At 67.2% G+C, this 22,554-nt stretch carries 24 protein-coding genes; 14 read left to right on the plus strand and 10 right to left on the minus strand.

All coding sequences use genetic code 11. The annotated features are described in order from the left end of the window. The first annotated feature begins 17 nt into the window (after positions 1 to 17). The 3 genes from FCN22_RS05265 to FCN22_RS05275 all read left to right on the plus strand — a co-directional run bounded on the left by FCN22_RS05265 (position 18) and on the right by FCN22_RS05275 (position 4,269). Positions 18 to 2,159, plus strand: coding sequence for a tripartite tricarboxylate transporter permease (locus FCN22_RS05265; RefSeq protein WP_137120471.1), 2,142 nt, complete (start codon positions 18 to 20; stop codon positions 2,157 to 2,159). A 32-nt stretch (positions 2,160 to 2,191) separates the two neighbouring features. Further along, a complete protein-coding gene (locus FCN22_RS05270; protein WP_202911410.1) occupies positions 2,192 to 3,283 on the plus strand; it encodes an AbrB family protein in 1,092 nt (363 codons plus the stop codon). A 425-nt stretch (positions 3,284 to 3,708) separates the two neighbouring features. Next, positions 3,709 to 4,269, plus strand: a complete 561-nt coding sequence (locus tag FCN22_RS05275; RefSeq protein WP_202911411.1) for a dienelactone hydrolase family protein — start codon at positions 3,709 to 3,711, stop codon at positions 4,267 to 4,269. A gap of 84 nt (positions 4,270 to 4,353) precedes the next feature. Here FCN22_RS05275 and FCN22_RS05280 read toward each other — a convergent pair whose 3' ends face one another. Beyond that, a complete protein-coding gene (locus FCN22_RS05280) occupies positions 4,354 to 5,145 on the minus strand; it encodes a 6-phosphogluconolactonase (RefSeq protein ID WP_137120473.1) in 792 nt (263 codons plus the stop codon). Further along, positions 5,142 to 6,296 carry an ROK family transcriptional regulator gene (locus FCN22_RS05285; protein ID WP_137120474.1) on the minus strand — a complete coding sequence of 385 codons (1,155 nt, stop codon included), beginning with the start codon at positions 6,294 to 6,296 and terminating at the stop codon, positions 5,142 to 5,144. Before FCN22_RS05285 ends, FCN22_RS05280 begins: the two co-directional genes overlap by 4 nt. A 93-nt stretch (positions 6,297 to 6,389) precedes the next feature. Here FCN22_RS05285 and FCN22_RS05290 point away from each other — a divergent pair, with 93 nt between their 5' ends. The 4 genes from FCN22_RS05290 (at position 6,390) to FCN22_RS05305 (ending at position 10,552) form a co-directional block, all read left to right on the plus strand. After that, positions 6,390 to 7,706 (plus strand): extracellular solute-binding protein, encoded by a 1,317-nt coding sequence (locus FCN22_RS05290; protein WP_238384535.1) that lies wholly within the window; start codon positions 6,390 to 6,392, stop codon positions 7,704 to 7,706. Then, a complete protein-coding gene (locus FCN22_RS05295; protein WP_137120475.1) occupies positions 7,703 to 8,641 on the plus strand; it encodes a carbohydrate ABC transporter permease in 939 nt (312 codons plus the stop codon). The genes FCN22_RS05290 and FCN22_RS05295 overlap by 4 nt, the downstream gene beginning before the upstream one ends. Before the next feature lie 91 nt (positions 8,642 to 8,732). Further along, complete coding sequence (locus tag FCN22_RS05300; protein ID WP_238384536.1) at positions 8,733 to 9,593, plus strand: carbohydrate ABC transporter permease; 861 nt, start codon at positions 8,733 to 8,735, stop codon at positions 9,591 to 9,593. Beyond that, positions 9,590 to 10,552 (plus strand): carbohydrate kinase family protein, encoded by a 963-nt coding sequence (locus FCN22_RS05305; protein ID WP_137120477.1) that lies wholly within the window; start codon positions 9,590 to 9,592, stop codon positions 10,550 to 10,552. Before FCN22_RS05300 ends, FCN22_RS05305 begins: the two co-directional genes overlap by 4 nt. 60 nt (positions 10,553 to 10,612) lie before the next feature. On the opposite strand, the gene FCN22_RS05310 is transcribed toward FCN22_RS05305, so the two are convergent. After that, positions 10,613 to 11,380: a TetR/AcrR family transcriptional regulator C-terminal domain-containing protein gene (locus tag FCN22_RS05310; RefSeq protein WP_137120478.1), complete on the minus strand. Its 768-nt coding sequence runs from the start codon at positions 11,378 to 11,380 to the stop codon at positions 10,613 to 10,615. Between the two features lie 135 nt (positions 11,381 to 11,515). Between FCN22_RS05310 and FCN22_RS05315 the strand changes: the two genes are divergently transcribed. The 5 genes from FCN22_RS05315 (at position 11,516) to FCN22_RS05335 (ending at position 14,785) form a co-directional block, all read left to right on the plus strand. Beyond that, positions 11,516 to 12,352, plus strand: coding sequence for a DUF2382 domain-containing protein (locus tag FCN22_RS05315; protein ID WP_137120479.1), 837 nt, complete (start codon positions 11,516 to 11,518; stop codon positions 12,350 to 12,352). 216 nt (positions 12,353 to 12,568) lie between these two features. Beyond that, complete coding sequence (locus FCN22_RS05320; RefSeq protein ID WP_137120480.1) at positions 12,569 to 12,868, plus strand: YtxH domain-containing protein; 300 nt, start codon at positions 12,569 to 12,571, stop codon at positions 12,866 to 12,868. Continuing rightward, complete coding sequence (locus FCN22_RS05325) at positions 12,865 to 13,320, plus strand: phage holin family protein (protein ID WP_238384537.1); 456 nt, start codon at positions 12,865 to 12,867, stop codon at positions 13,318 to 13,320. The genes FCN22_RS05320 and FCN22_RS05325 overlap by 4 nt, the downstream gene beginning before the upstream one ends. After that, positions 13,317 to 13,715, plus strand: a complete 399-nt coding sequence (locus FCN22_RS05330; RefSeq protein ID WP_202911412.1) for a DUF3618 domain-containing protein — start codon at positions 13,317 to 13,319, stop codon at positions 13,713 to 13,715. The genes FCN22_RS05325 and FCN22_RS05330 overlap by 4 nt, the downstream gene beginning before the upstream one ends. Next, the gene (locus FCN22_RS05335; RefSeq protein WP_202911413.1) at positions 13,712 to 14,785 is read left to right on the plus strand and encodes a YihY/virulence factor BrkB family protein; all 1,074 of its coding nucleotides are present in this window, start codon (positions 13,712 to 13,714) and stop codon (positions 14,783 to 14,785) included. Before FCN22_RS05330 ends, FCN22_RS05335 begins: the two co-directional genes overlap by 4 nt. A 103-nt stretch (positions 14,786 to 14,888) precedes the next feature. Here the strand turns inward: FCN22_RS05335 and FCN22_RS05340 are convergent, their stop codons facing one another. From FCN22_RS05340 to FCN22_RS21570, 3 genes are all read right to left on the minus strand, one after another. Beyond that, positions 14,889 to 15,641 (minus strand): ZIP family metal transporter, encoded by a 753-nt coding sequence (locus FCN22_RS05340; protein ID WP_137120481.1) that lies wholly within the window; start codon positions 15,639 to 15,641, stop codon positions 14,889 to 14,891. Positions 15,642 to 15,972: 331 nt separating this feature from the next. Beyond that, positions 15,973 to 16,248, minus strand: coding sequence for a hypothetical protein (locus FCN22_RS05345; protein ID WP_137120482.1), 276 nt, complete (start codon positions 16,246 to 16,248; stop codon positions 15,973 to 15,975). Between the two features lie 33 nt (positions 16,249 to 16,281). Further along, a complete protein-coding gene (locus FCN22_RS21570; protein WP_162308139.1) occupies positions 16,282 to 16,410 on the minus strand; it encodes a TetR family transcriptional regulator in 129 nt (42 codons plus the stop codon). A 5-nt stretch (positions 16,411 to 16,415) separates the two neighbouring features. Here FCN22_RS21570 and FCN22_RS05355 point away from each other — a divergent pair, with 5 nt between their 5' ends. Continuing rightward, on the plus strand, positions 16,416 to 17,156 hold the full coding sequence (locus FCN22_RS05355; protein ID WP_137120484.1) for an ATP-binding cassette domain-containing protein: 741 nt from the start codon (positions 16,416 to 16,418) through the stop codon (positions 17,154 to 17,156). A gap of 118 nt (positions 17,157 to 17,274) precedes the next feature. Beyond that, complete coding sequence (locus FCN22_RS05360; RefSeq protein WP_238384538.1) at positions 17,275 to 17,847, plus strand: ABC transporter permease; 573 nt, start codon at positions 17,275 to 17,277, stop codon at positions 17,845 to 17,847. A gap of 77 nt (positions 17,848 to 17,924) precedes the next feature. Here FCN22_RS05360 and FCN22_RS05365 read toward each other — a convergent pair whose 3' ends face one another. The 4 genes from FCN22_RS05365 to FCN22_RS05380 are packed head-to-tail and all read right to left on the minus strand — an operon-like array spanning position 17,925 to position 22,155. Continuing rightward, positions 17,925 to 18,755, minus strand: coding sequence for a GntR family transcriptional regulator (locus tag FCN22_RS05365; RefSeq protein WP_137120485.1), 831 nt, complete (start codon positions 18,753 to 18,755; stop codon positions 17,925 to 17,927). A gap of 8 nt (positions 18,756 to 18,763) precedes the next feature. Then, complete coding sequence (gene pdxA / locus FCN22_RS05370; RefSeq protein ID WP_137120486.1) at positions 18,764 to 19,792, minus strand: 4-hydroxythreonine-4-phosphate dehydrogenase PdxA; 1,029 nt, start codon at positions 19,790 to 19,792, stop codon at positions 18,764 to 18,766. Next, entirely contained in the window at positions 19,789 to 21,060 is a 1,272-nt protein-coding gene (locus FCN22_RS05375) for a four-carbon acid sugar kinase family protein (protein ID WP_137120487.1), read from the minus strand. The genes pdxA and FCN22_RS05375 overlap by 4 nt, the downstream gene beginning before the upstream one ends. Positions 21,061 to 21,063: 3 nt before the next feature. After that, positions 21,064 to 22,155 (minus strand): 2-keto-3-deoxygluconate permease, encoded by a 1,092-nt coding sequence (locus FCN22_RS05380; protein WP_137120488.1) that lies wholly within the window; start codon positions 22,153 to 22,155, stop codon positions 21,064 to 21,066. Positions 22,156 to 22,554 lie beyond the last annotated feature (399 nt).

Raw genomic sequence — 22,554 nt, forward strand, 5'->3', positions numbered from 1 at the left:
GACCGGAGGACTCCACCATGCTGGATGCTGCGCTGAACGCGCTTGCGGGATTTGCGAACCCTGCCACCTTGATGATGCTCGCGATCGGGGTCGCCGCCGGGTTGGCGATGGGCGTGCTGCCGGGACTGGGAGGCACCGCTGCCGTCGGGATCCTCCTGCCCTTCGTCATCACCCTGGATCCGAGCCAGTCCCTGCCGATCCTGATCGGCGCGGTGGCTGTGGTGCACCACTCGGACGTCATCACGGCGATCCTGCTGCGGGTGCCCGGTTCCGCGTCAGCGGCGGTGATCATGCCGGACGGCAACGCGATGGCCAGGCGCGGCCAAGCGGCGCGGGCCTTGTCCCTGTGCTTCGTGGCGTCGATGATCGGTGGAGCCCTCGGCGCGGTGGGCCTGACCTTCTCGATCCCGATCGCGGAGCCCCTGGTGCTGGCCTTCGGGTCTCCCGAGCTGTTCATGCTCACGATCCTCGGCATCAGCCTCGCCGCGTTGCTGTCCAAGGGCAACATGCTCAAGGGCCTGGTCTCGGCCGGCCTGGGTCTGTTGATCGGCATGATCGGGGCCGCACCGGCCGCTGCGGTCTACCGGTTCTCCTTCGGAGCGGACTCGCTGCTCGACGGAGTGGGCCTCATTCCACTCGCACTCGGCCTGTTCGGCCTCGCTGAGATCGCGCACATGGTGGCTCGCAAGACGGCGATCGCGGAGAAGATCGACATCGGCGGTGGGTGGCTGCAGGGCGCCCGCGAGGCGCTGCGCGAGTGGAAGATGATGCTGCGCGGTGTACTCGTGGGCATGTGGGCCGGCGTGCTGCCCGGCCTGGGTGCCACTGCGGGTACCTACATGGCCTACGGCCAGGCCGCCGCGACAGCGAAGGGCAAGGACCGCAAGGCGTTCGGGAAGGGCAGCCCCAAGGGCCTGGTGGCCGCAGAGAGCGCCGCCAACTCGGTGGAAGCGGGTGACCTCATCCCTACGCTGTTGTTCGGCATCCCGGGCGGTGCACCGGCGGCCCTGTTGCTGGGTGCGCTGCTGGCCTACGGCATTCAGCCGGGGCCGCAGATGCTCACCAACCACCTCGACGTGATGTACACCGTGGTGTGGTCATTCGCGATCGCCAGCGTGGTCGGTTCCGTGGTCTGCTTCTTCCTCGCCAAGCCCTTGGCGAGACTGAGCTTCGTGCCCTTCCAGTACCTTGCCCCCGGACTGCTGCTCATCATGCTGGTCGCGGCGTATGCCGAGTCCGGCCAGTTCGGCGCGATCGTCGCCATGCTCGTCCTGGGTGTCATGGGCTACGTGATGAAGGAAGCCGACTTCCCCCGGGCGCCGTTGCTCATCGGTTTCATCCTCAGCGTGCCCATGGAGCGCTATTACTTCCTTACCGACAGCCTCTACACCACGGGTGAGTGGATCCACCGGCCGTTCGTCATCGTGATGGCCCTGATCCTGCTGGCACCGCTGGCCCTTAAGCTCTTCAACGCGATGCGGAGGCGCCGGTCGGTTGACGACGCCGGATCGTCGGTCACCGACGAGCGCGAGCAGGTGCAGGAGTCGCCTCAGCACGTTCTGGTGGGGGCTTCCGGTGGCAGCTCGCAGCGAGCGACGGGCGATGTGGGTGGCGGGGTTGGTGCGGGGTGGCATGCCACACCGACCGGAGGGGGTTCCGGGGACGCGGAACTTCCTGATGACGCCGAGGAAGGCGGACTCGCGGGATCGAGATGGCCGCTGGTCTTCGGGGTGCTGGTGCTGGGCACGTTCGTCGTAGCCTTCGTTCTGGCTCAAGGCTATGCGTCGCGGGCGCGACTCATGCCGGTCTTTGTGACTGTGCTCGGAATCGCCCTGACCGGTCTGTTCGTCGCGCGCGAAGGGCGAGCCGTCGTCAAGGGCGACCGCCGGGTCCTTTCGTGGAATCTGCGGGTGGCGCAGACCGGGCTGGCCTTCGGCTGGCTGTTGCTCTTCGTGGTCCTCGTCTTCCTCCTTGGATTCTCCGTCGCCACGCTGATCTACGTGCCGCTGTTCCTGATTCGCGTCTCCCGCCTGAGCCCACTGCGGACCGTGGCCTACACCATGGTGGCCGTCGCTGTCCTCGCTGTGGCCTACCTCTACGGCAACATCGACCTCCCCGGCGGCATCCTGTTGCCTGCATTACCTGTCCTGTATGGATAGGGGAACGCCGAGATCGCGTATGGTCGTCCGCCGTGGCGATTGACCCAACCACCTGGCCCGCACAACTGCGTGCGGGCCGGGTGTGGTTGCTGGTCGTCGGGAGCGCCACGGCCGCGATCTTGCTTCTGCGGTTGCTCGGGCTTCCCTCTGCCACGTTGTTCGGCGCGCTGCTCGGCGGAATGTGCTGTGCGCTCAGCCTCCGTCGGCCGCCGAAGCCACCGCGTCGGACCTTCCTCGCCGGGCAGGCGCTGATCGGCGCGACGATCGGAAGCCTGGTCACACCGGCGACGCTGCAGAACGCCTGGAATGCCCGGTTGCCGATCCTGTTGGTCACTCTCTCCACGCTGCTGATCAGCGTGCTCGCAGGACGGTTGATGGCCCAGCGAGGAGAGGTCAGCCGGGTCACGGGTGCGTTTGCGCTGGTGGCCGGCGGCGCTTCCGGGATCAGCGGCATCGCTCGGTCGCTGGGCGCCGACGACCGTGTCGTAGCCGTAGTGCAGTACCTACGCGTCCTTCTCGTGCTCCTCGCGATGCCTGTGGCCGCGGCTGTGTTGGACGGATCGTCGGCTGGCCACCCGAGGCCACCTGTCCAGGCGCACAGTCCGATCTGGGTGGGTCTCGTTCTCGTCGTTCTCGCACTCGCTGTGGGGCTTCCCCTGGCGCGCCTCCTGCACATACCGGCTGGCCCGCTCCTGGGGCCACTGTTGGTCGCCACGGTGGTGGCCGGCAGCGGCTTCCTGCCCGACCCGACGGTGGCGGAGCCGCTTCAGCAGCTCGCCTATCTGCTGATTGGACTCCAGGTCGGCTTGGGTTTCACCAGATCGAGCCTACGCAGCATCGCGTCCTTGCTGCCGACCGCAGTGGGTTTGATCCTTGCTGTGGTGCTTACGTGTGCGGGGCTCGGCTGGGTGCTCACCGCCACCACGGACATGGCGCCACTGGACGCCTACCTCGCGACGACCCCGGGGGGCTTGTACGCGGTGCTCGCCACTGCTGTGTCCTCTGGATCCAACCTCGCGTTGATCCTGGCGACGCAGGTGACTCGTGTGCTGGTCATGCTCCTGGCCGCTCCGGTCCTTGCGCAACTCCTGTCGCGGGAGGGTCAGGGCAAGAGGGAGGGTTGAAGTCTCCGGGCAGGTGGCCGACCAAGGCAGGAGCAGCCACGAGGGGCGGAGTGAAAAGTGGCTTGTGACGGTCGCGGGATGCCGGGTAATGTCCTCCGAGTCGTGACCAAATCGAGGGAGGTGGGCGCCGTGAACAACGCAGCCCCATGGGTGCTCCCCCTCTCGTTCACGACTGCGCGACAGCGGTAGCTGTCGCCGGGAGTGCCGCACACGCACTCTCGAAAGGCACCACCATGCAGCTGAAATTCCTCGCGGAGACGTCGTCGGACGACGTCGTCGACCGCAGTTTCACCATCGGAGACATTCCCGGCGTGCTGTGGTCCCCGGTGTCCGTCCCCGCTGGCGCTCCCCTCCTGCTCATGGGCCACGGTGGTGGCCTCCACAAGCGATCGCCGGGCTTGGCGTCACGCGCCCGGGAGGCGGTCGTGCGCGACGGATTCCACGTCGTGGCCATCGACGCGCCCGGTCACGGCGAACGCCGCCGCTCACGTCGGGATCAGCAGTGGGTCGACGCGATGCTCCGCGCCCGAGACGAGGACGAGCCCCTCGCTCCCATCATTGCCCCGTTCAACGGTTCCCTGGCAGAGCGCGCGGTGCCTGAGTGGCAGTTGACGATAGACGCCCTGCAAGAGCTCCCCGGGATCGGCGCCGGTGCGCCGATCGGATACTCCGGCATGACGACGGCAAGCGCCATCGGGATTCCACTCGCAGCGGCCGAACCGCGCATCCGAGCGGCGATCTTCGGCGGCGTGTTCGTGTACGACGCCATCCTGGAGGCCGCACGAAGAGTGACGATCCCGATCGAGTTCCTGCTGCCGTGGAATGACCATGAGATCGATCGCGATTCTGGTTTGGCGCTGTTCGATACCTTCGCCTCGGAAGACAAGACGTTGCACGCCTTCCCGGGATCACACTTCCACGTGCCGACGGAGCGGATCGACACCCGGTTCTTCACCCGCCAGCTGGGCGGGCCGGGCTCACGGTAACAACCAGGGTGACGCGACGCTGGCTGCTCCCCTCAACCCCACTCCATCCTCCGTCGTCCACACTTCCCTTACCCCCGGGCGCCATCATTCGGGCCCGGCACCTGGACGCGTGGCCGTCGTGTCCAGGTAGAGGGAGGGGTGGTGACAGGCGTGCAGGACTGTGGCGGGCCAGCTCTCGTCGTAGGTTGTCGAGTTGAGCAGCCGTGCAGCGGTCACCCTCTTGTCAATTCCGTGCACGACCATCACCGCGCGCGCAGAGTTGGCGACGATGGTGGCCGGGCCCACCGTTACTCCAAAGTGCGGGACGTTCTCGACACGGCCGAACTGGGGGAATGTGGCAACGTTGTCGCGGCGAGTGGTCTCGGGCAACTCGACCACTCGTGACGTTGCCGCGAGATGCGTGCCCGGCGGGTTGAACGCGACATGGCCGTCGGAGGCGCCGCTCGCGAGGATGAAGAGGTCGATGCCGCTCTCGTGCAGCCGCTGTTCATGGGCGTCAGGATCGGCGGCGTCGGGCACCCACACCGCGGACGGGCCCCGTCCCGGCCCCGCCGCCCGAGCAAGTGGCCCGGCGATCTCGCGGGCGGCAAAGCCCGCGCAGCTGTAGGAGGCGGCTGGGTCGACGTTGCGGTATCGACCGTTCACGCTCTCGACGTACTCGTCCATCATGGCAACGACCACCCGGCTCAGGTCGAGCTTGCGCAACCGGACCTGTGTGGCCAGCGCCGCGTACACCGGGCGCGGCGAGCGGCCACCTGGGCAGCCCAACACGTACGGTCGGCGTTCTGCCATTGCTGCGGTGATGCCGTTGGCGATCTCGATCGCCAACGTCTCACCGAGTTGTGCGGGGGTGTCGAAGACGGTCGACTCGGTCATGACGAGGCCTCTTTCGGATTCGACTGCAGGAGGCTCCACGCGTCGTCGACCGCGGACAGGACGGCCCCGATCAGGGACCCGCGATCCGCGAGAGTACTCGTCACCACCGGCGAGGGCGCGGGGAGTAGTTCGGCGCACGTCTGTGACACCGATTCGAGCAACAACTGGTTACGTCCGATACCTCCGCCGAGGACGACCAGCTCGGGATCGACCACGCTGCAGACGGCCACCACGGCCAAGCCGATTCGACGGCCCTCATCGGCTACGAGCCGGCGTGCGGCTCTGTCACCTTGCTCGGCCCGGTGGAACAGCTCTGCCACGTCTTGCGGTGGGTCTGCATCCCATCGGGCAGACTGGGCGCGATCCAGTAGGCCGGCCGCTGCGGTCTCAGCCTCGAAATTGCCGCTCGCGCGGTGTTCCTTGGCGAGCGGGCGCCGGCCGAGGGGAAGGTAGGCGATCTCGCCGGCGGCACCGTGAGCGCCCCGCAGCAGGCGACCTCCGTGCATGATCCCAAGTCCGATTCCGGCACCTATGGCCAGGTGCACGAAAGTGCCGACTCCTTCGGCAACGCCTGCCCTCGCCTCACCCACGGCGGCAAGATTGACATTGTTTTCCACCCGGAGCGGCGGATCGAGTCGGTCACGCAACGCTGTCAGATCAATGATCCCGTCCGTTCTGACGTTGTAGGCAAAACGCGCCTGGGTGGATCCTCGGTCGATCACGCCGGGCGTGCTGACAACGATGGACGCAAGTGCGCAGCCGTCGCCGCCAAGCACCGCGGTCGCCTCCTTGTGAACCTGTCTGATGAGTCGTCGGACCTGTTGCTGGACGCGGCTCCCGGTGGTGCGCTCGTGGCGCTCAGCCAGGATCTGGCCGTGCAAGTCGGCAACCGCGACTCGCGTGTTCGTGCCGCCGATGTCCACCCCGGCGACCAAGGACGCCCGGGCGTTGATGGCGTAGACACGCGGGTTTCGCCCAACCGCCCCAGCGGTTCGGCCGCGATTCACCACCAGGCCAGCGGCTTCCAACGAGACGATCGCCTCCGAGATCGTGGGCTTGCTGAAGCCCGTGGCGGCAGCAAGCTCTGGACGAGTCGCGTCTCGTATGCGCAGCTCTGCGAGGACAGCCACGTCGCGTGGGCCCATCGCCATACGCCGCTCCTTGTGAGAATGGTTGACACCCGGCGTTGCACCGAGGATGCTGATAATACGTTAGTAAGGTAACCGAATAAAAGGAGTCCCGCTGTGTCCACCTCGACATCACAGCTGCCTCGCAGGACCTTTCTCGCGGGGGTGGCCGGGCTGGGGGCCGTCGGAGCACTGGCGGCGTGCAGCAGTGGCTCCGAAGCGCCTTCGTCCAGCGGAGGAGGCTCAACCCCCGGTCAACTCCAGGGCACGATCAACGGCTTGTTCATGAAGCAGGCGGGTTACTCCGAGCAGCACATCCGTCAGATGGCTGCGGCGTTCAAGAAGGCCAACCCGGGCGTGACGGTCAATATGGAGTTCGTCGCTTACGAAGCGCTCCACGACAAGATCGTGGCGGCGGCAGCTGCGGGCACCTACGACCTGGTATTCATCGACGTCATCTGGCCCGCCGAGCTCGCGAGCAAGGGCCTCATTGCCGACATTTCCGATCGGATCCCGGCCAACTGGTCGACCGACATTCTCCCCGGCGCGCTCAACTCCGCCGTCTATCAGAAGAAGTTCTATGGCATCCCGTGGCTGCTGGACACCAAGTACTTCTACTTCAACAAGGCGATGCTGTCCAAAGCAGGTATCGAGCCGAGTTCAGTCACGACGTGGGACGGTGTGGCCGCCGCCGCCAAGACCTTGAAGAGCAAGGGCATCGTCAAGTACCCACTGATGTGGTCCTGGTCCCAGGCCGAAGCGGTCATCTGCGACTGGGCCGCGCTGACCGCCTCCTTCGGGGGCAAGCTCTTCGACGATTCCGGCCAGCCGGCCTTCACTTCGGGAGGTGCGGTGCAGGCGCTGGAGTTCATGCGTAGGACGTTGGTCGATGGCCTGACCAATCCATCTTCGACGCAGTCACTCGAGGATGACGTCGTCAAGGTGGTCAGTGCCGGCGACGCTGCCATGGGACTGAACTGGACGTACATGTTCGCCGCCGCGAACGACCCGAAGCAGTCCAAGGTCGCAGGCGACGTCGTGATCACCGAGGTTCCGAACGGGGGTGCTGGCCGGATGAGCGTGAACGGGTCGTCCGCCTTGTCGATCACCGCGACGACGAAGAACCCTGATGCCGCGTGGGCCTTCGCCAAGTTCGTCTCGAGCCAAAAGATCCAGGAAAAGTATGTCTCGGACTCGCTGCCGATCTGGAATGCGTCCTACGACTCCCCGTCGGTCATCAAGAGCGCGCCCGAAGTCGTGCCCGTGGCCAAGGAGCAGCTGGCGAACATGGTCAACCGGCCCCAAGTGGTGAACTACAACGCGATCTCCCAGAAACTGCAGGTAGCCGTCCAGAAGGCGCTGCTCGGCGAGGTCGACCCCAAGCAGGCGATGACCACTGCCGCCGGAGACGTCGAGCAGATCCTCAAGCAGTGACCGTGGGCTCGTCGGCGGTGTCGACGACGCCGCCGGGTCGGCGTCATCGGCGCAGGAACGGCCGAGCGGCCCTGCTCTTCCTCGCGCCCGCGGGGCTGGTCGTGTTCGGCTTGGTGGCCTGGCCGATCATCCGCACCGGGTGGTTGTCCTTCCACCGGGTCATCTCCCCGCTGCCCACCGTGCCCACCGAATCCGTCGGACTACACAACTTCTCCACCGCGCTCACCGACCCTGCCCTGATCTCGGCCGCCGGTCGCACCCTCTACTTCACCCTCGTCTCGACGGCTGCGGAGCTGACGTTCGGGATTGCGCTCGGTGTCCTGATGGCCCAGCGTCTGAGGTTCCGTTGGCTTTTGCGAGCAGCGGTCCTGCTCCCATGGGCCCTGCCAACGGTGGTCAACGCCGCCATGTGGCGGTACATGCTCAATGCCGACTACGGCCCCGTGAACGCCTTGCTGACCCAGGTTGGGCTGATCGACGGCTACCGTTCCTGGTTGGGAACCCCGCTCTCGGCCCTTCACATGATCATCATCGCCGACGTGTGGAAGAACACCTCAATCGCGGCGTTCTTCGTTCTGGCCGGCCTCACCGTGATCCCCCGCGACCTGATCGAGGCGGCGGAGGTGGACGGCGCCGGCACGATCCGCCGCTTCTTCGCCATCACCTTGCCGTTGTTGCGTCCGGTCATCGCGGTGGTGCTCGTACTGCGCACGATCGAAGCGTTCAAGGTGTTCGACATCGTCTTCGTCATGACCCGGGGCGGACCGGCCGACGGCACCCAGACCGTTGCCCTCTACGCCTACATCACCGCCTTCTCGAACCAGAGCTTCGGCTACGGCTCTGCCGTCGCACTGCTCATCGTGCTGGTGGTGCTCGTCCTGGCAATGATCTACATCCGCCTGCTCACCTCCAGCTCAGGACCGGAGGACCGCTGACATGAGTCTCGAACACTCGGCGAGCCAGCGAGAGGCTGGTGGAAACGCGACCCGCCAACCCGCCAGTCGCCGGGAAACGGGCCGTCGGCCGGTGACTCGTCGTCACCGGCGAGATGCACACGCACCATGGTGGCAGCACCTGCTCGCGTTGCTCGTCGTGATCGTGTTCTTGGCTCCGTTCGCCTGGCTGGCCATCGCGTCGATCACCCCGGCCGGTGCCCTGCTGGATCGACCGTTGCGGTGGTGGCCCAAGACGCTGGACCTCTCGCGCTGGTCCGCCATCGCCACCGGCGGTGCGGCGACGCCCGCGGGGGGCTTCCGGCAAGCCATGATCAACTCGACGATCGTCGCCCTCGGCACCGTGGCGCTGTCGCTTACGGTCGCCGTCCTCGGAGGTTACGCCCTGTCGCGCCTTCGCTTCCGCGGCCACCGAATGGTCCTGCTCGGCTTCCTCAGCACCTACATGATGCCGCCGATCGCCATCGTCATCCCGCTCTACCTCATCCTCGTCCAGTTCGGTCTGCTGGACTCCAAGATCGGACTGATCCTGGTCTACTCGAGTTTCATCACCCCGTTTGTGCTCTGGACGCTGACCGGGTTCTTCGACACGCTGCCCAGGGAGCTGGACGAGGCGGCCACCGTGGACGGCGCTGGCCGGCTGCGGATCCTGGTGCAGGTCCTGTTGCCGTTGTGCCGGCCCGGGATCTTTTCCGCGGTGCTCTTCGCCAGCCTGCTGTGCTGGGACGAATTCCTCTACGCCCTGATCTTCACCTCGTCCTCGTCGTCCAAGACGATCCCGGTCGCCGTCGCGGAGTTCAGCGGCAAGTTCTCAACAGATTTCGGGCTGGTTTCCGCCGGAGGACTGCTGGCGGCCTTGCCGCCGGTGATCGTCGCCCTGATCTTCCAGCGGCACATTGCCGCAGGCCTGGCCGCAGGCGCGGTGAAGGGATGAGTCGGGTCCTCATCGTGGGGAACGCCAACGCGGACGTCCTGGTCAATGGGGTCACCGAGCTGCCACCACCCAGCACCGACACCCACGTCGAGGAGATCACCGTCCGAGCAGCGGGCCCCGTGCTGAACACGGCCTTCATCCTCTGTGCGCTCGGCGACACGGCTCCCGACCTGCTCTCCACCATCGGTGACGACTCGTTGGGCCAACTGGTGCGGGACGAGTGCCAGCAACACCACCTGCCGGCGGATGGCTTGATCTCGATCCCCGACTGCCGCACCGGCGTGTCGGTGGCGATCGAGGGCCCGGAACGGCCCCGAGCGTTCCTGACCGACCTGGGTGCCTTGGCTCGCTTCGAGCCGGACCACCTACCGCGGTCGCTCACCGGCGTCGGAGATCTCCTGTCTTGCGGCTATTTCTGCACCCCACAACTGCGTGGAGAACCCACTCGCCGTTTGCTGTCCCGGGCCGTCGCTGCCGGGGTGCGGACCTGGCTGGACTGTGGCTGGGATCTCGAGTCCTGGGCCGGTGCGGGTAGGGACGAGATCCTCGCGCTTCTGCCGCAGGCAGACGTGTTCGTGCCGAACATCGAAGAAGCCGAAGCCCTCACCGGCAAGTCGGACCCGGTAGAGGCCGGCACCGTGCTCGCGGCGCTGACACGCCACGGCGTGGTCATCAAAGCCGGCGAGCATGGCGCATTCTGGGTCGGGGGCGACGGGCACGTCACCCACGCCCCGGCGCCCGAGGTCCCGTTGGCAGACACCACGGGGGCAGGTGATGCCCTCAACGCCGGCATGATCTACGGCCTGCGGCACGGCCTGTCGATCGACGAAGCGCTACGCCTGGGAGTGCAGGTGGCCAGCACCGTGGTCGCCAGGAGCAGCGCCGAGCGCTGGGATCCGCTTCCGGAGTTCGGCGTCGAACCAGCTCGCGGCCGAGGCACACCGATCCGAGCCACGTAGCGTCCGGAGCCAGCGTCCCCGAAGCCTGGCGCAGGGCCCCGCCTGCGAGGGAAGTACGGGTCAGGATTCGGCTCGCATCAGCGCGATTCGGTTCAACAGGTCTTCGAGTGACTCCTCGAATTCCACTGCGGAGTGGTCCTCTGCCAATGCCTTGCCGAGTCGGGATACGACGGGGTAGGGCGTCAGGGTCTTGCCCAGGTCCTGGCTGTTCTGGCTGTCTTCGAGGACGTCGAGGGGTCCGACGTCTCCGCCGTGGGCGGTGACCTCCAGCAGTAGGTGGCCGAGCAGGAAGCTGGTGAATGCGCGGTAGGCGGACACGGTGGCCGTGTCGTTGAAGCCCTCGCTGCGCAAACCGTCCAGGAACGCCTCGACCCATGCCAAGCTGCGCAGGGGGGGACGTAGCCACGGTGCCTCCGGTGGGCGGGAGGCCACGAGCGGAAAGGCTTTGGGGTGGGCGAGGGCCACCCGACGCACCCCGTGCGCGAGCCGTTGCAGATAGTCCTGCCAGCCGTCCTGCGGGCGGGCGAGGACGTCTTCGTCGCGGTGCATCTGGTCCATGATGGAGTCGACCACCGCGTCCAGGAGTGCTTCACGACCTGACACGTATCGGTAGAGCGACATGGCCTCGACACCGAGGACGCCTCCGAGCCGGCGCATCGAGAGGCCGGGCAGGCCGAACTCGTCGATGTAGCCGACGGCGGCGTCCACGATGCGGTTGCGGTCCAGCGGTACCCGTGCGGAAGGGGGCTGGCGACCGTCGACGACAGTGGCGTCGGCGTCGGCGACCGGCCTGGCGACATCCACCGCGTCGTCCCGCTCGGTGGGCATGGGTTCCTCCTTCGTCGGCTGTCTCCATGCTAGGGAACGTCTCTTGACGCATGTGACTTACGGTGTAACCCTTACGGCGTAAGTGCCACAGGAACGGTCTGGCATCAGCGCACGAGATGGAGGAGACGGTCGTGATTGGAACTGAGCAGCTCGAGCAGATTTCAGGGTCTGGACGTGGTGGACGGCAGCGGGAAGAAGGTGGGCTCGGTCGGGCAGGTCTACCTCGACGACGAGTCGGGGCAGCCGGAGTGGGTGACCGTCAAGACCGGGATGTTCGGCACCGGCGAGTCCTTCGTGCCGCTGTCCGAGGCCTCCTTCGACGGTGGCGCGGTCTCGGTCCCGTTCGACAAGGACAAGGTGAAGGACGCTCCTCGGGTGGATGCCGATGAGCATCTGGACCCTGAGCAGGAGCGGGAGCTGTACCGCTACTACGGCCGGGACTATGGAACCGCGGCCGCGGCCGCAGGAGGACGCCAGACCGAGTCGGGCACCGGCCGGGCGGCATCCGGACGGACTGAGAACGCCGTCGACGCCGAGCGCGGTGGTCCCGGGAGCGACGCCTCTGGGCCCAACACCGACGAGGCGATGACTCGTTCGGAGGAGCGGCTGGAGGTGGGTACCGAGAGCCGTGAGAGCGGCCGAGCGCGGTTGCGCAAGTTCGTGGTCACCGAGAACGTCACTCAGACGGTGCCGGTCAGCCACGAGGAGGTGCGTATCGAGCGCGAGCCGATCACCGACGCGAACCGGGACGAGGCGATGAGTGGAGGCGAGATCACCGAGGAGGAGCACGAGGTGACCCTGCACGAGGAGCGCCCGGTGACCCGCAAGGAGACCGTGCCGGTCGAGCGGGTCCGGCTTGACACCGAGACCGTGACCGACCAGGAGCAGGTGAGCGAGCAGGTCCGCAAGGAGCAGATCGAGGCGGACGAAGACCGCGGACGGGACGCCTCGGTCGACCGTGGCCGCGAGTAGGTCCTGGGCGACAAGCTCGGCCTGTAAGCGGCCGCAGCTGGACCATGGCCACCGAACGCACGTCTGCGTTCGGTGGCCGTGGCCTGATCCCGGTCTGAACAGCCCGGCCCGTCGGGGGAGTCTGGCATGGGCTCGGCCTCGCGGCGATCCGGGCACCGCTACGGGGTCAAGAAAAGCCACTGTTTCCCATGCATTCCACAAGGAACGGAGTTCGACATGTTGGGTAAGGCAGCGTTGGTCGTGGGACTGGGCGCCGGCTACGTGCTCGGGGCCCGAGACGGCCGAGCACGGTACGAACAGATCAAGACCGAGGCCAAGCGCCTGTGGCACGACCCGAAGGTCCAGGAAAAGGCGGCCCAGGCGCAGGAGCTGGTCAAGCAGAAGGCGCCCCAGGTCCAGGAGAAGGTCGCGGACGCGGCACGGAGGGCAGGCAACCAGGTCAACCGGGACCACGAGGACGACTCCACGGCGACCGGCGCGCCCCCGGCACCCTCCACGGCAGGCGGCGGCCTGTGAGGGCGGACCCGTCCGGCGCCACCCCGGTGGATCGCCCGGCCCGGGACCTGGCTACCGACGCTTCGAGCGGAGAAGCCTCCACCGGTGAGCTGGTCGCCCGGCTGACCCAGCAGTCCAGCCGGTTGATTCGTGACGAGCTGCAACTCGCGAAGGTGGAGATGGCGGCCAAGGCCAAGCACGCGGGAGTCGGCGCCGGGCTCTTCGGCGGGGCCGGCATCTTGGCCCTGTTCGGGTTCGGGGCTCTGATCACCACCGCGATCCTGGCGCTGGCCCTGTTGCTGCCTGCGTGGTTGTCCGCGCTGATCGTCACCGTGGTGCTGTTCGCCATCGCCGGGATCGTCGCGCTGGTCGGGAAGAAGCAGACCAGTCTGGCCACCCCAGCGGTCCCGGAGAAGACCATCGACAGCATCAAACATGACGTGGAGACCGTCAAGGAAGCAGGAACGTCGTGACCACACCCCAGCAGCCACAGACCGACGCGGCGCCGATCGACGGCAGCGAGGCGGCGGATCTCGAGCAGATCCAGGCGAACATCGAGCAGACCCGCGAGCAGCTCGGTGAGACCGTCGAGGCGCTCACCAGCAAGCTTGACGTCAGGTCCCGGGCCAAGAGCAAGATCACCGACGTCCAGAACCAGGCGATCGGCACCCTCCACACGGGACGGGCACGCGTGTTCCAGTTGACGCAGTCGGCTCGACGCTCCACCACCGACGAGCACGGCGAACCCACGCCAGTCGTCATCGCCGCCGCAGCGGGGGTGGCAGCCGTGCTGGTGAGCGTGCTCGTGGCGGGGTGGAGAAGGCGTCGAAGCACGACGCCGGTGCTCGACCGGGTCCGGCGCCGGTGAGCTCGCCGTCCGGGCGCACCGACGGCGCGAGAACAGGTGACTCCACCCAGGCCGATTCCCCCGGCACGAAGCCCGATTCGCCGGGGGACCTGACCAAGCCCTCCTGGGGGTACGTCCTGCGACGGACCCTGCGGGAGTTCTCCAGAGACCAGTGCACCGATCTGGCAGCGGCGTTGACCTACTACGCGGTGCTGGCCCTGTTCCCCGCACTGATTGCCGTGCTGTCCCTGGTCGGCCTGGTCGGTCAAGGGCCGAAGACGGTCAAAACCCTCCTCGGCATCCTCAACACTGTGGGGGTCTCGTCTCCGACCCTCGAGCAGACCATCACCCAGCTGAGCAACACCCCCGGTGCCGGCATCGCCCTGGTCGTCGGGCTGGCGACTGCCTTGTGGTCGGCGTCGGGGTACGTCGGCTCCTTCGGCCGGGCGATGAACCGGGTCTACCAGATCGACGAGGGCCGCCCGATCTGGAAACTTCGGCTGCTGATGCTGCTGGTCACCCTGATCACGGTGGTCCTGGCAGCACTGGTGCTGGTCGGTCTGGTGATCAGCGGGCCGGCGGCCAAGGCGGTCGGGGACGCCGTCGGGCTCGGCGCGACCGCTGTCCTGGTGTGGAACATCGCCAAGTGGCCGGTGATGCTGGCCGTCGTGGTGCTGATCGTGGCGCTGCTTTACTACGCCACCCCCAACGTGAAGCAGCCGAAGTTCAAGTGGATCAGCGTCGGCGCACTGGTCGCGATCCTCACCTGGGTGCTGGCCTCGGCGGCCTTCGGCTTCTACATCGCCAACTTCTCCAGCTACAACAAGACCTACGGCTCGCTCGCCGGGGTGATCGTCTTCCTGCTCTGGTTGTGGATCACCAACCTCGCGTTGCTGTTTGGTGCCGAGCTCGACGCCGAACTCGAACGCGGCCGGCAGCTACAAGCCGGAATGGCCGCCGAGCAGACCCTCCAGCTGCCGCCACGCGACACCCGCAACATCGAGAAGGCCCAAGCCAAACAGGACCAAGACATCGCACGAGGCAGACGGCTGCGACAAAGCCAGGGCCAGAGCCACGAGCACGAGGACTAGGTCGTCGACGCTCATCGGGAACACAGCAACAAGCCGGCCCAGATCTAGACCAAGACGTCGCGCCGCTTTGCCCGCCGCGATATCGGGCTGTGCGGTTTCCTGCTCAGTACTGGCTGAGCAGGAAGGAGAGCGTGAACCCCAGGGCGGTCACCAGCCCGGTCATCGGGCCGCCCCGCTCGAAGGCCTCCGGCATCATCGTGTCTGCCAGCATCGTGATGATCGCGCCGGCTGCGAAGGCCTGAACGCCGCCGACCACGACGTCCGGGGCCAGCCCGAGCACGACGTAGCCCAAGAGTGAGGAGATCGCAGAAGCGGCCGTTACCGCCGACCACAAGCTCAGAATGTAGCGAGTCGACTTGCCGTTCTTCCGCATCCCAGCCGAGGACGACCACCCCTCCGGCACGTTGGACAAGAACACCGCTACCACCATGGGGACTCCGACCGACCCTCCACCGAGCAGGGTGATGCCGATCGCCGCGGACTCCGGTATGCCGTCCAGCAGGGCTCCCAGCGCGAGTGCCATTCCTCCACCACCGCCATTTGTGGCTTGGTGGCCGTCAGACCCCTTCTGGCCGCGCGACCTCTTGCGGTCTTTGCCACCGTGGTGGTCCAGGATCCAATCGCCGCCAAAAAAGGCCAGAGCTCCAAGAGCCATGCCCACCGTCACGGCGGCCACGCCGCCCTTGTCGAACGCCTCTCGGGTAAGCGAGAAGGCCAAGGCGCTGATGAGGACCCCGGCGCCGAACGCCATGATCACGCCGATCAATCGTGGCGACGCCTTGAGGTAGACACCAGCAAGCGCACCCAAGAGCACGGCGCCGCCCGCAACACCACCCCACAAAAGCGCCCACCACATCGTTCCGACCCCTCCTCACCCTCGACCTCACTGCGGCACTGGTGTCGATCTTGGAGCACGCGGGGACCGTCCGCATCTTGAGAGGCCCAGGTCACGGTTGGACGCTCAGCCGCGCGATCTGGCTCTTCGTGCTCGGAAGCGCAGGCATGCTGACTGGCTCCGTCGGCGAACTGTTCGTTCGAATCGAAAAGCGCCGCACCGGATCGGACTGAGCCACGCCGACCGGCCGGACCGACCACCGGCACCGAAACAAGCGCTCCACGGGGCGCCTTGGTCGCGACCCAGGCGGTGAATCCAGCTTGCTGGATTCATCGCGGCCGAGGTTCATGGATCAGTGGTGCCCTCCCGAAGGCAGGGTGGCGTCGAACTCGCCTGAGTCCTGGCCGCGTCGAATAAGCCGCTCGAGCGGAGCCAGGATCGGTTCGTGTTGGTCGTGTTCTTGCTCGGGGTTCTTGGCTGGGCTGGCGAGATGAAGCAGGAACGGCGCTCCCTCGAACGCCGACCAGCTGATCGCGAGGAACCGGACGAGAGCATCGGCCGCGGACCCTTCGTCGAGGTCGGCCGTGGTCAACGCGGCGAGCACTCGGTGCGTCATTTGTTCGGTCATGGCGTCGAGGAGAGCATCCCGAGACGGAAAGTGTCAGTAGACGGTCTGCCTGCTGATCCCGGCAGCCTTCGCGATGTCCTCCACGCTCGCGTCCGGTCGCTCGCCGAGGACGCGGCTGGCGGCGTCGAGGATGGCGCTGATGCTGCGCTCGGCGTCGCGCACTCGCGATTGAGACCCGCGACCTCGCCAAGACGTTCGGCACGACGCAGGCTGTGGCCGGTGTCGACCTGTCCATCCCTGCAGGATCGATCTACGGGCTGCTGGGTCCCAACGGCGCCGGGAAGGCCACTGTGATCCGGATGCTCGCCACATTGACGCGTCCCGACGGGAGACACGCTCGTGTCCTGGGTTACGACGTCGAAACCCAGGCCGACGACCTCCGCGGCCGCGTGAGCCTGGTTGGTCAGCACACCTCGCTCGATGAGGACCTGACGGGGCGAGAGAACCTCACCCTTATCGCGCGACTGCTGGGCCACCGACGCGGCCCGGCCAGGGCCCGGGCGGACGAGCTACTGGACGCCTTCGACCTGGGCGAGGCCGCCGGTCGGCTGGTGGGCCGATACTCCGGTGGGATGCGGCGGCGCCTTGACATCGCCGCGAGTATCGTCACTCGCCCTGACTTGATCTTCCTCGATGAGCCGACCACCGGGTTGGACCCACGCAGCCGCAACCAGGTCTGGCAGATCGTCCGTGCCCTGGCGGCTGGGGGCTGCACCGTGCTTCTGACCACCCAGTACCTGGACGAAGCCGACCAGCTCGCAGGCCGGATCGCGGTGATGGACCACGGCACGGTCATCGCCGAAGGCACCACCACCGAGCTCAAGGCATCCGTCGGCGCCGGCGTCCTGTGGGTCCGCCTGACTGACCCCCGCCAGCGCGCGGTGGCCGCGCGCCTGTTGAACCTTTGACCACCGTCTCGCCCGCCGGGCCGTCGCTGAACCAGCGGCTTCGCGCGGCGATCGCCTCCACCGACCGGCCCTCCCGAGCGTCGGCGGTGTCGGCGTCTGTCACCTCGGCTGGCGCGCGGTGCTGAAGGTCAAGCACGTCCCCGAGCAGCTCGGCGACGTCGTCGGGATTCCGATCATCTTCACGCTGCTGTTCACCTACCTGTTCGGGGGCGCGTTGGCCGGGTCGACCGGTGAATACCTTCGGTTCCTGCTGCCGGGCAGCCTCGCCATGACTGTCCTGATGGTCAGCATGTATGCCGGCGTCGGGTTGAACACCGACCTCACCAAGGGTGTGTTGGACCGGTTCCGCTCCTTGCCCGCTTGGCGTCCGGCTCTCATCGTCGGCGCACTGCTCGGTGATGCCTGCCGCTACGTGATTGCCTCGGGCCTGGTCCTCGGCCTCGGGCTGGCCATGGGCTACCGCCCCGCTGGCGGCGTGGCCGGTGTCGCGGCGGCAATCGCGCTCCTGTTGATCTTCGCCTTCGGGCTTGGGTGGGTCAACCCGGTCACCCATCTCGTCACCGCCGAACGCGCCCTGATGAACGGCACCGCAACGACGTCCCAGATCGGCCGAGTCGTCTCGGCGAGGGGTCTGTTGATGGCAAGCCACAGCATCAGCGCACCGGGGGCGTTCCTCAACAGGGTGATGTGAGTACCAACGCGACCGGTCGGTGTAGGCGCGGAATCGCACTGCCTCGCGACGGTGCCCGCACGATGTGTCTGATGGGTTCAACGCAGGCGAGCTGCCAACTCCTGCACACGATGTAGGAGTTCGCTGGCGCTGAGCTCAAGCTGTTGCAATTGTTCCGCGGATGCTCGCTGGTGAGAAGGGGTGGCAATCGCGTCGAGCACGCCGATGTCGAGGGCGATGCGGTCGGAGCGGTGCCAGGTGGAGAAGACTTCGACCACGCGCCCGTGTTGGTCGAGACTCTGCCCGGTCAACAACAAGACGGGCGATCCGGTCGGGATCTGCAGGCTCTCGGCCATGGCGGGCTCGACGGCGACGGCCCGGACCTCCCGGGGACCACCGTGCACGGTGATCCCGGCGCGTTGTTGGAGTTGCTCGTGGAGCGACTGGTCGACCAGCGCCTCGCGCGGCACCTTGGTCGCCACCCAGTCGGGCAGCCAGGTCCCGATGAACGCGACCGGGGCGTCATCGAGCAGCCGCAGCCGTTCCAGATGGAGGGCCTTGCGCCATCCGAGGTCCGCACTGACGGAGCCGCCCGGGCGCTCGATCTTGTAGGTCAGGATCTGGGTGCTGACACGGGCACCCATCGCTCTCATCTGTGCGGACAGTCCGGCGGTCACCTGGGCGTTCCGGTGCCAGGTGGGTCGGGTGACTACGGCGCCGCGACCCCGGACGGTGGTGATGTAGCCCTCGTTGCGCAGGGTGGCCAGGGCTTGGCGGATCACCGAGCGTGAGACTCCGAACTCCTGCGCAAGGCTGTTCTCGGCCGGCAGCAGATCCCCTGAGGCGATCTGCTGGGCAGTGATCCGTGACCGCAGCGCTTCGCTGACAGTCTCATGCAGGTGAGGCTTTGCCGCCTGGGGTCGGCTCATGGCGCCGATCACTCACCGGCCTGGGCCGCGTGCCAGACCTCGCCCCAACCCATGGACAGGGCGGCGGCGCGTTCAGCGGCCAGCACGAGGCTGGCTTCGCGGGCGACGCCCTTGCCGGCGATGTCGAAGGCGGTGCCGTGGTCGACGGAGACCCGCACGACGGGGAGGCCGACGGTGATGTTGACTCCCTCGTCCCCGTAGACGGCCTTGAAGGGTGCGTGTCCCTGGTCGTGGTAGCAGACGATCAGCATGTTCCACTTGCCGCCCACCGCTTGCGGTATGACCGCGTCCGCGGGCAGGGGGCCGTGGACATTCAACCCTCGCGCACGGGCGGCTTCGACTGCTGGCGCCAAGACGTCGGCGTCCTCGTCGCCGAACAAGCGGTTCTCTCCGGCGTGCGGGTTCAGGCCGGTGACGGCGATCGCCTCGTCCGGCTTGCCCAAGGCTCGACAAAACGCAGCGACCAAATCGATCACATTGTTGGTGCGCTCGGGTGTGATGCCCTCGATCGCCTGGCGCAGCGACACATGGGTGGTCAGGTGGAAGAAGTACAGGTCGCCCGCGGACAGGACCAGAGAGAAGTTCTTCACGTCGAACTGCTCGGCGAGCAGCTCGGTGTGCCCGGGGTAGAGGTGCCCGCCGGCGTGCATCGCGGCCTTGTTGAGGGGAGCGGTGACAATGCCGTGGATCTTGCCTTCGCGGGCGAGGCGGCAGGCCTCGACCACGAACCGGTAGGACCCGTCACCGGCATCCGGGTGGATGTCACCGACCGGCACGTGCGCCAGCGACGGACCGGTCTGCAGCACCTCGATGATGGTCGGGTCATTGCTGGCCGCTGACGGGTCGTCGATGACGGTCACCGCTGCGGGGTCGAGTCCCGCGTGTTGCGCGCCGGCGCGCATCGCGTCCGCGTCACCGATGACGACCACCGCGGCCTGCTCACGCAGACCGGGATGAGTCAGCATGGTCTTCGCGGTGATCTCCGGTCCGATCCCTGCGGCGTCACCCATGGTGATCCCGAGAACTGGCTTGGTCATGTGGAGCCCTCCTTGTGGCCGAGCATGGCAGAGACGACATCGGTGATGGTGCTGGTGGTGCCGAACCCTCCGGCTTTGGTCACCACCGCCAAGCCGTCAGCCGATCCGCCGACGACCCGGGTGAGTGGAACGCCCTCGCTGGGCTGGCTGCGCATCTCCAGGGCTTGGGCACCCAGGAGTCGCAGCGTCGCTTCGGCGCCATCTCCCCCCACGAGCACCAAACCGGTGGTGCCACCCGCATCGAGGATCTGCGCGATCGCCTTGGCCAGGCCGCGCGCCACGATCCGTGCCGCGTCGGTGCGGTCGCCACCGCTAGCGCGACGCGGGTCCGGCTGCACCAGCACCACCCGCACGTCACGCGCGGCAACGGGGGAGACGAGCTCGTGCAGTCGGGTGGTATCGGATAGGTCGGCCGCCGCCACCTCGAGACCGACCAGCTCCGAGCTGAAGGAGTTTTCCAGGTGGCGCGCCTGGTCGAGGGAGACCGCGTTGAGCGAGCTGACGCACACCACTACGCGACCTTCACCGGTGGGAGTCGGATCCGGCGCGGTGACGAAGGAGGTGCCCGGACGCCATACCTCTGCCAGGTGCCGTGCCAAGCCGGCCGAACCGGCCCAGACTGCTGACTCGCCCACGATTTCCGCGGCTTCGGCCAAGCGGCGCAGGTCCTGTTCGTTCGCCGCGTCGACGGTGACGATCCCACCGTCCGGGGCGGCCTCCCGCAGCCGGCGCGCCAACACCCCTGGGCCGTCGGCTTGTTCGACGTGGGCGGCTCCCGGGACCAGGTCGGTCAGCGTTGAGGTGGCGACCGGGGTGACCGGGTCGTGCCCGGCGGGGGAGTCGTGAAGGGGGACGCCGTTGACGTAGACGCGACCGTCGCGCACGGTCCGGCCCATCGGGGGATAGGCCGGGCACAGCACTGCGATGGCAGCGGGGTGCTGCCGCGACCACGCCTGTAGCGCGCCGCGTACCTGCCCGGCGATGCTGCCGCGCATCGTGGAGTCGATCTTCAGGTAGAGGCGCTGCGTCCCCGAGTCCAACTGTTGCCGCGCCGCCTGCTGGGTGACCCGGCTCGCGTCGTCGTGATTGAGGGCTCGGGTGTCCAGCGACCTGGCCAGCGCCACCGCGTCTGCTTGCGCGAGCACCCCGTCCGGCAGGTCGCCGGAGAGCAGCAGGTATGCCGGCCAGCCGGCTTCGCGGAACTGCACCACCGTGTCGGTGGCTCCGGTCAGGTCGTCGGCGAGGACGCCGACGGTCAACGTGCCCACGAGTCAGAGCTGCGGTTCGCTGACGCCGAGGTCGCGTTCATCGAGTTCGGCGATCTGCTCCTCCGAGAGCAGGCCACCCTCACGCTTGAGCGCCCATGACGCGAGCAGGGGAGCGAGGATGGCGCTGACCAGAACGGCAGCCGCGACCTGCGCCGTTGCAGTGTCGACGTACTGGGCGAACTGAGGGTCGGCGGCGCCGATGATGGCGGGGGTGGCGATGGCATTGCCGGCGGTCGTGCCGGCCGCGAAACCCAGTCCGGAGCGGTATCCGCGGCGCAGCAGGTACTTGTAGCCCAGGTAGACCAGGAACCCGGTGAAGGGGCTGATGATCAAGGCAGCCACGATGCCCGACGCGCCCCCCTTGACCACGGAGCCCAGGTCGATGCCGGTGCCCAGCGCGAACGCGAAGAACGGGATGACGATCGCGGCGGTCGGCTTGACGACCTCGCGCCAGCGTGGGTTGAGGTTGCCGATGATCATGCCGAGGATGAACGGGACCACCGCGCCCAGCAGCGCCCAGCCCGGGATGTTGGCCAGGCCGGAGGCGCCCAGGAACAGCATGGAGAAGAACGGGCCGTCGTTCAGCGCCGAGGCGATGTAGGCGCCCCGGTCGCGTTTGTCGCCGTAGCGGCCAGTGAACGCCAACCACAACCCGCCGTTGGAGTTGTCGATCATCGCCATCAGGCCCAGGATCGACAGACCGAAGATCCCGTCCACGCCCACGAGAAGGCCGAGCAGGATCACCAGGGAAGCCGGGATCAGCGACTTGGCCAGCAACACCACCCCGGCGGTCGCCAGCACCGGACCACTGGTCTTGAGGGTCACCTGGGTGCCGGTCGCGAAGATCAACAACGCGATCAGCGGCAGCGCGCTGTCCTGGAACAATGCGGTCGTGAACGACCCCAACTCCAAGAACCCGGTCCCAAAGGTCCCGACGATGCTGCCGATCACCAGCGGGATCAACATCAGGCCACCAGGGACCTTGTCCATCCACTGATAGAACGGCGCGATCTCGCGATCATGCCCCTGGCCCGACTTGGCAGGCTTCGCCTGCCCGGGGCGTTCCTCGATCTGCTCTTCCGGCAACTTTGACATGCGAACTCCATGGTCCGGGTGGCCGCCTCGTACGACTGTACGTACCACGTGTACGGACAGGTTGACGGAGGCGATCTGCGTTGTCAAGAGTCCAAGTCACAGCACGGGGGCGTGGTCGGCTTCTATCTCCCGGACCGGAGGTGTGCTGACAGGTGCCGGGGGAGCCGGCCGTGGCGGCGAGGGCACGAGCCGCGAATGCTCCACCGCCGGGTCGGCAAGTGCCGCGGAATCGGTCAGTTCAGGACCCGCCTTGCTCATCGCTGTGCCGCCCGATGCCGCCACGATCCGTATGGCCGTTCAGCGCGACTCCCGTCAGCCCCCGTGTCGGCGGCGATCGAAAATTGGTCGGTTCCGGCGCCTGAAAAGTGGACAGTTTTGGTGAGTCTATGACTCGTTGTC

The sequence above is a fragment of the Segeticoccus rhizosphaerae genome, assembly GCF_005222685.1.
In the GTDB taxonomy this organism is placed as follows: Bacteria; Actinomycetota; Actinomycetes; order Actinomycetales; family Dermatophilaceae; genus Segeticoccus; species Segeticoccus rhizosphaerae.

Coding starts and splice junctions, on each gene's coding strand:
- FCN22_RS05265 (WP_137120471.1), top strand. CDS start 18: ATGCTGGATGCTGCGCTGAACGCGCTTGCGGGATTTGCGAACCCTGCC.
- FCN22_RS05280 (WP_137120473.1), bottom strand. CDS start 5,145: ATGACCGAGTCGACCGTCTTCGACACCCCCGCACAACTCGGTGAGACG.
- FCN22_RS05285 (WP_137120474.1), bottom strand. CDS start 6,296: ATGGCGATGGGCCCACGCGACGTGGCTGTCCTCGCAGAGCTGCGCATA.
- FCN22_RS05305 (WP_137120477.1), top strand. CDS start 9,590: ATGAGTCGGGTCCTCATCGTGGGGAACGCCAACGCGGACGTCCTGGTC.
- FCN22_RS05310 (WP_137120478.1), bottom strand. CDS start 11,380: ATGCCCACCGAGCGGGACGACGCGGTGGATGTCGCCAGGCCGGTCGCC.
- FCN22_RS05320 (WP_137120480.1), top strand. CDS start 12,569: ATGTTGGGTAAGGCAGCGTTGGTCGTGGGACTGGGCGCCGGCTACGTG.
- FCN22_RS05340 (WP_137120481.1), bottom strand. CDS start 15,641: ATGTGGTGGGCGCTTTTGTGGGGTGGTGTTGCGGGCGGCGCCGTGCTC.
- FCN22_RS05345 (WP_137120482.1), bottom strand. CDS start 16,248: ATGACCGAACAAATGACGCACCGAGTGCTCGCCGCGTTGACCACGGCC.
- FCN22_RS05365 (WP_137120485.1), bottom strand. CDS start 18,755: ATGAGCCGACCCCAGGCGGCAAAGCCTCACCTGCATGAGACTGTCAGC.
- pdxA (WP_137120486.1), bottom strand. CDS start 19,792: ATGACCAAGCCAGTTCTCGGGATCACCATGGGTGACGCCGCAGGGATC.
- FCN22_RS05380 (WP_137120488.1), bottom strand. CDS start 22,155: ATGTCAAAGTTGCCGGAAGAGCAGATCGAGGAACGCCCCGGGCAGGCG.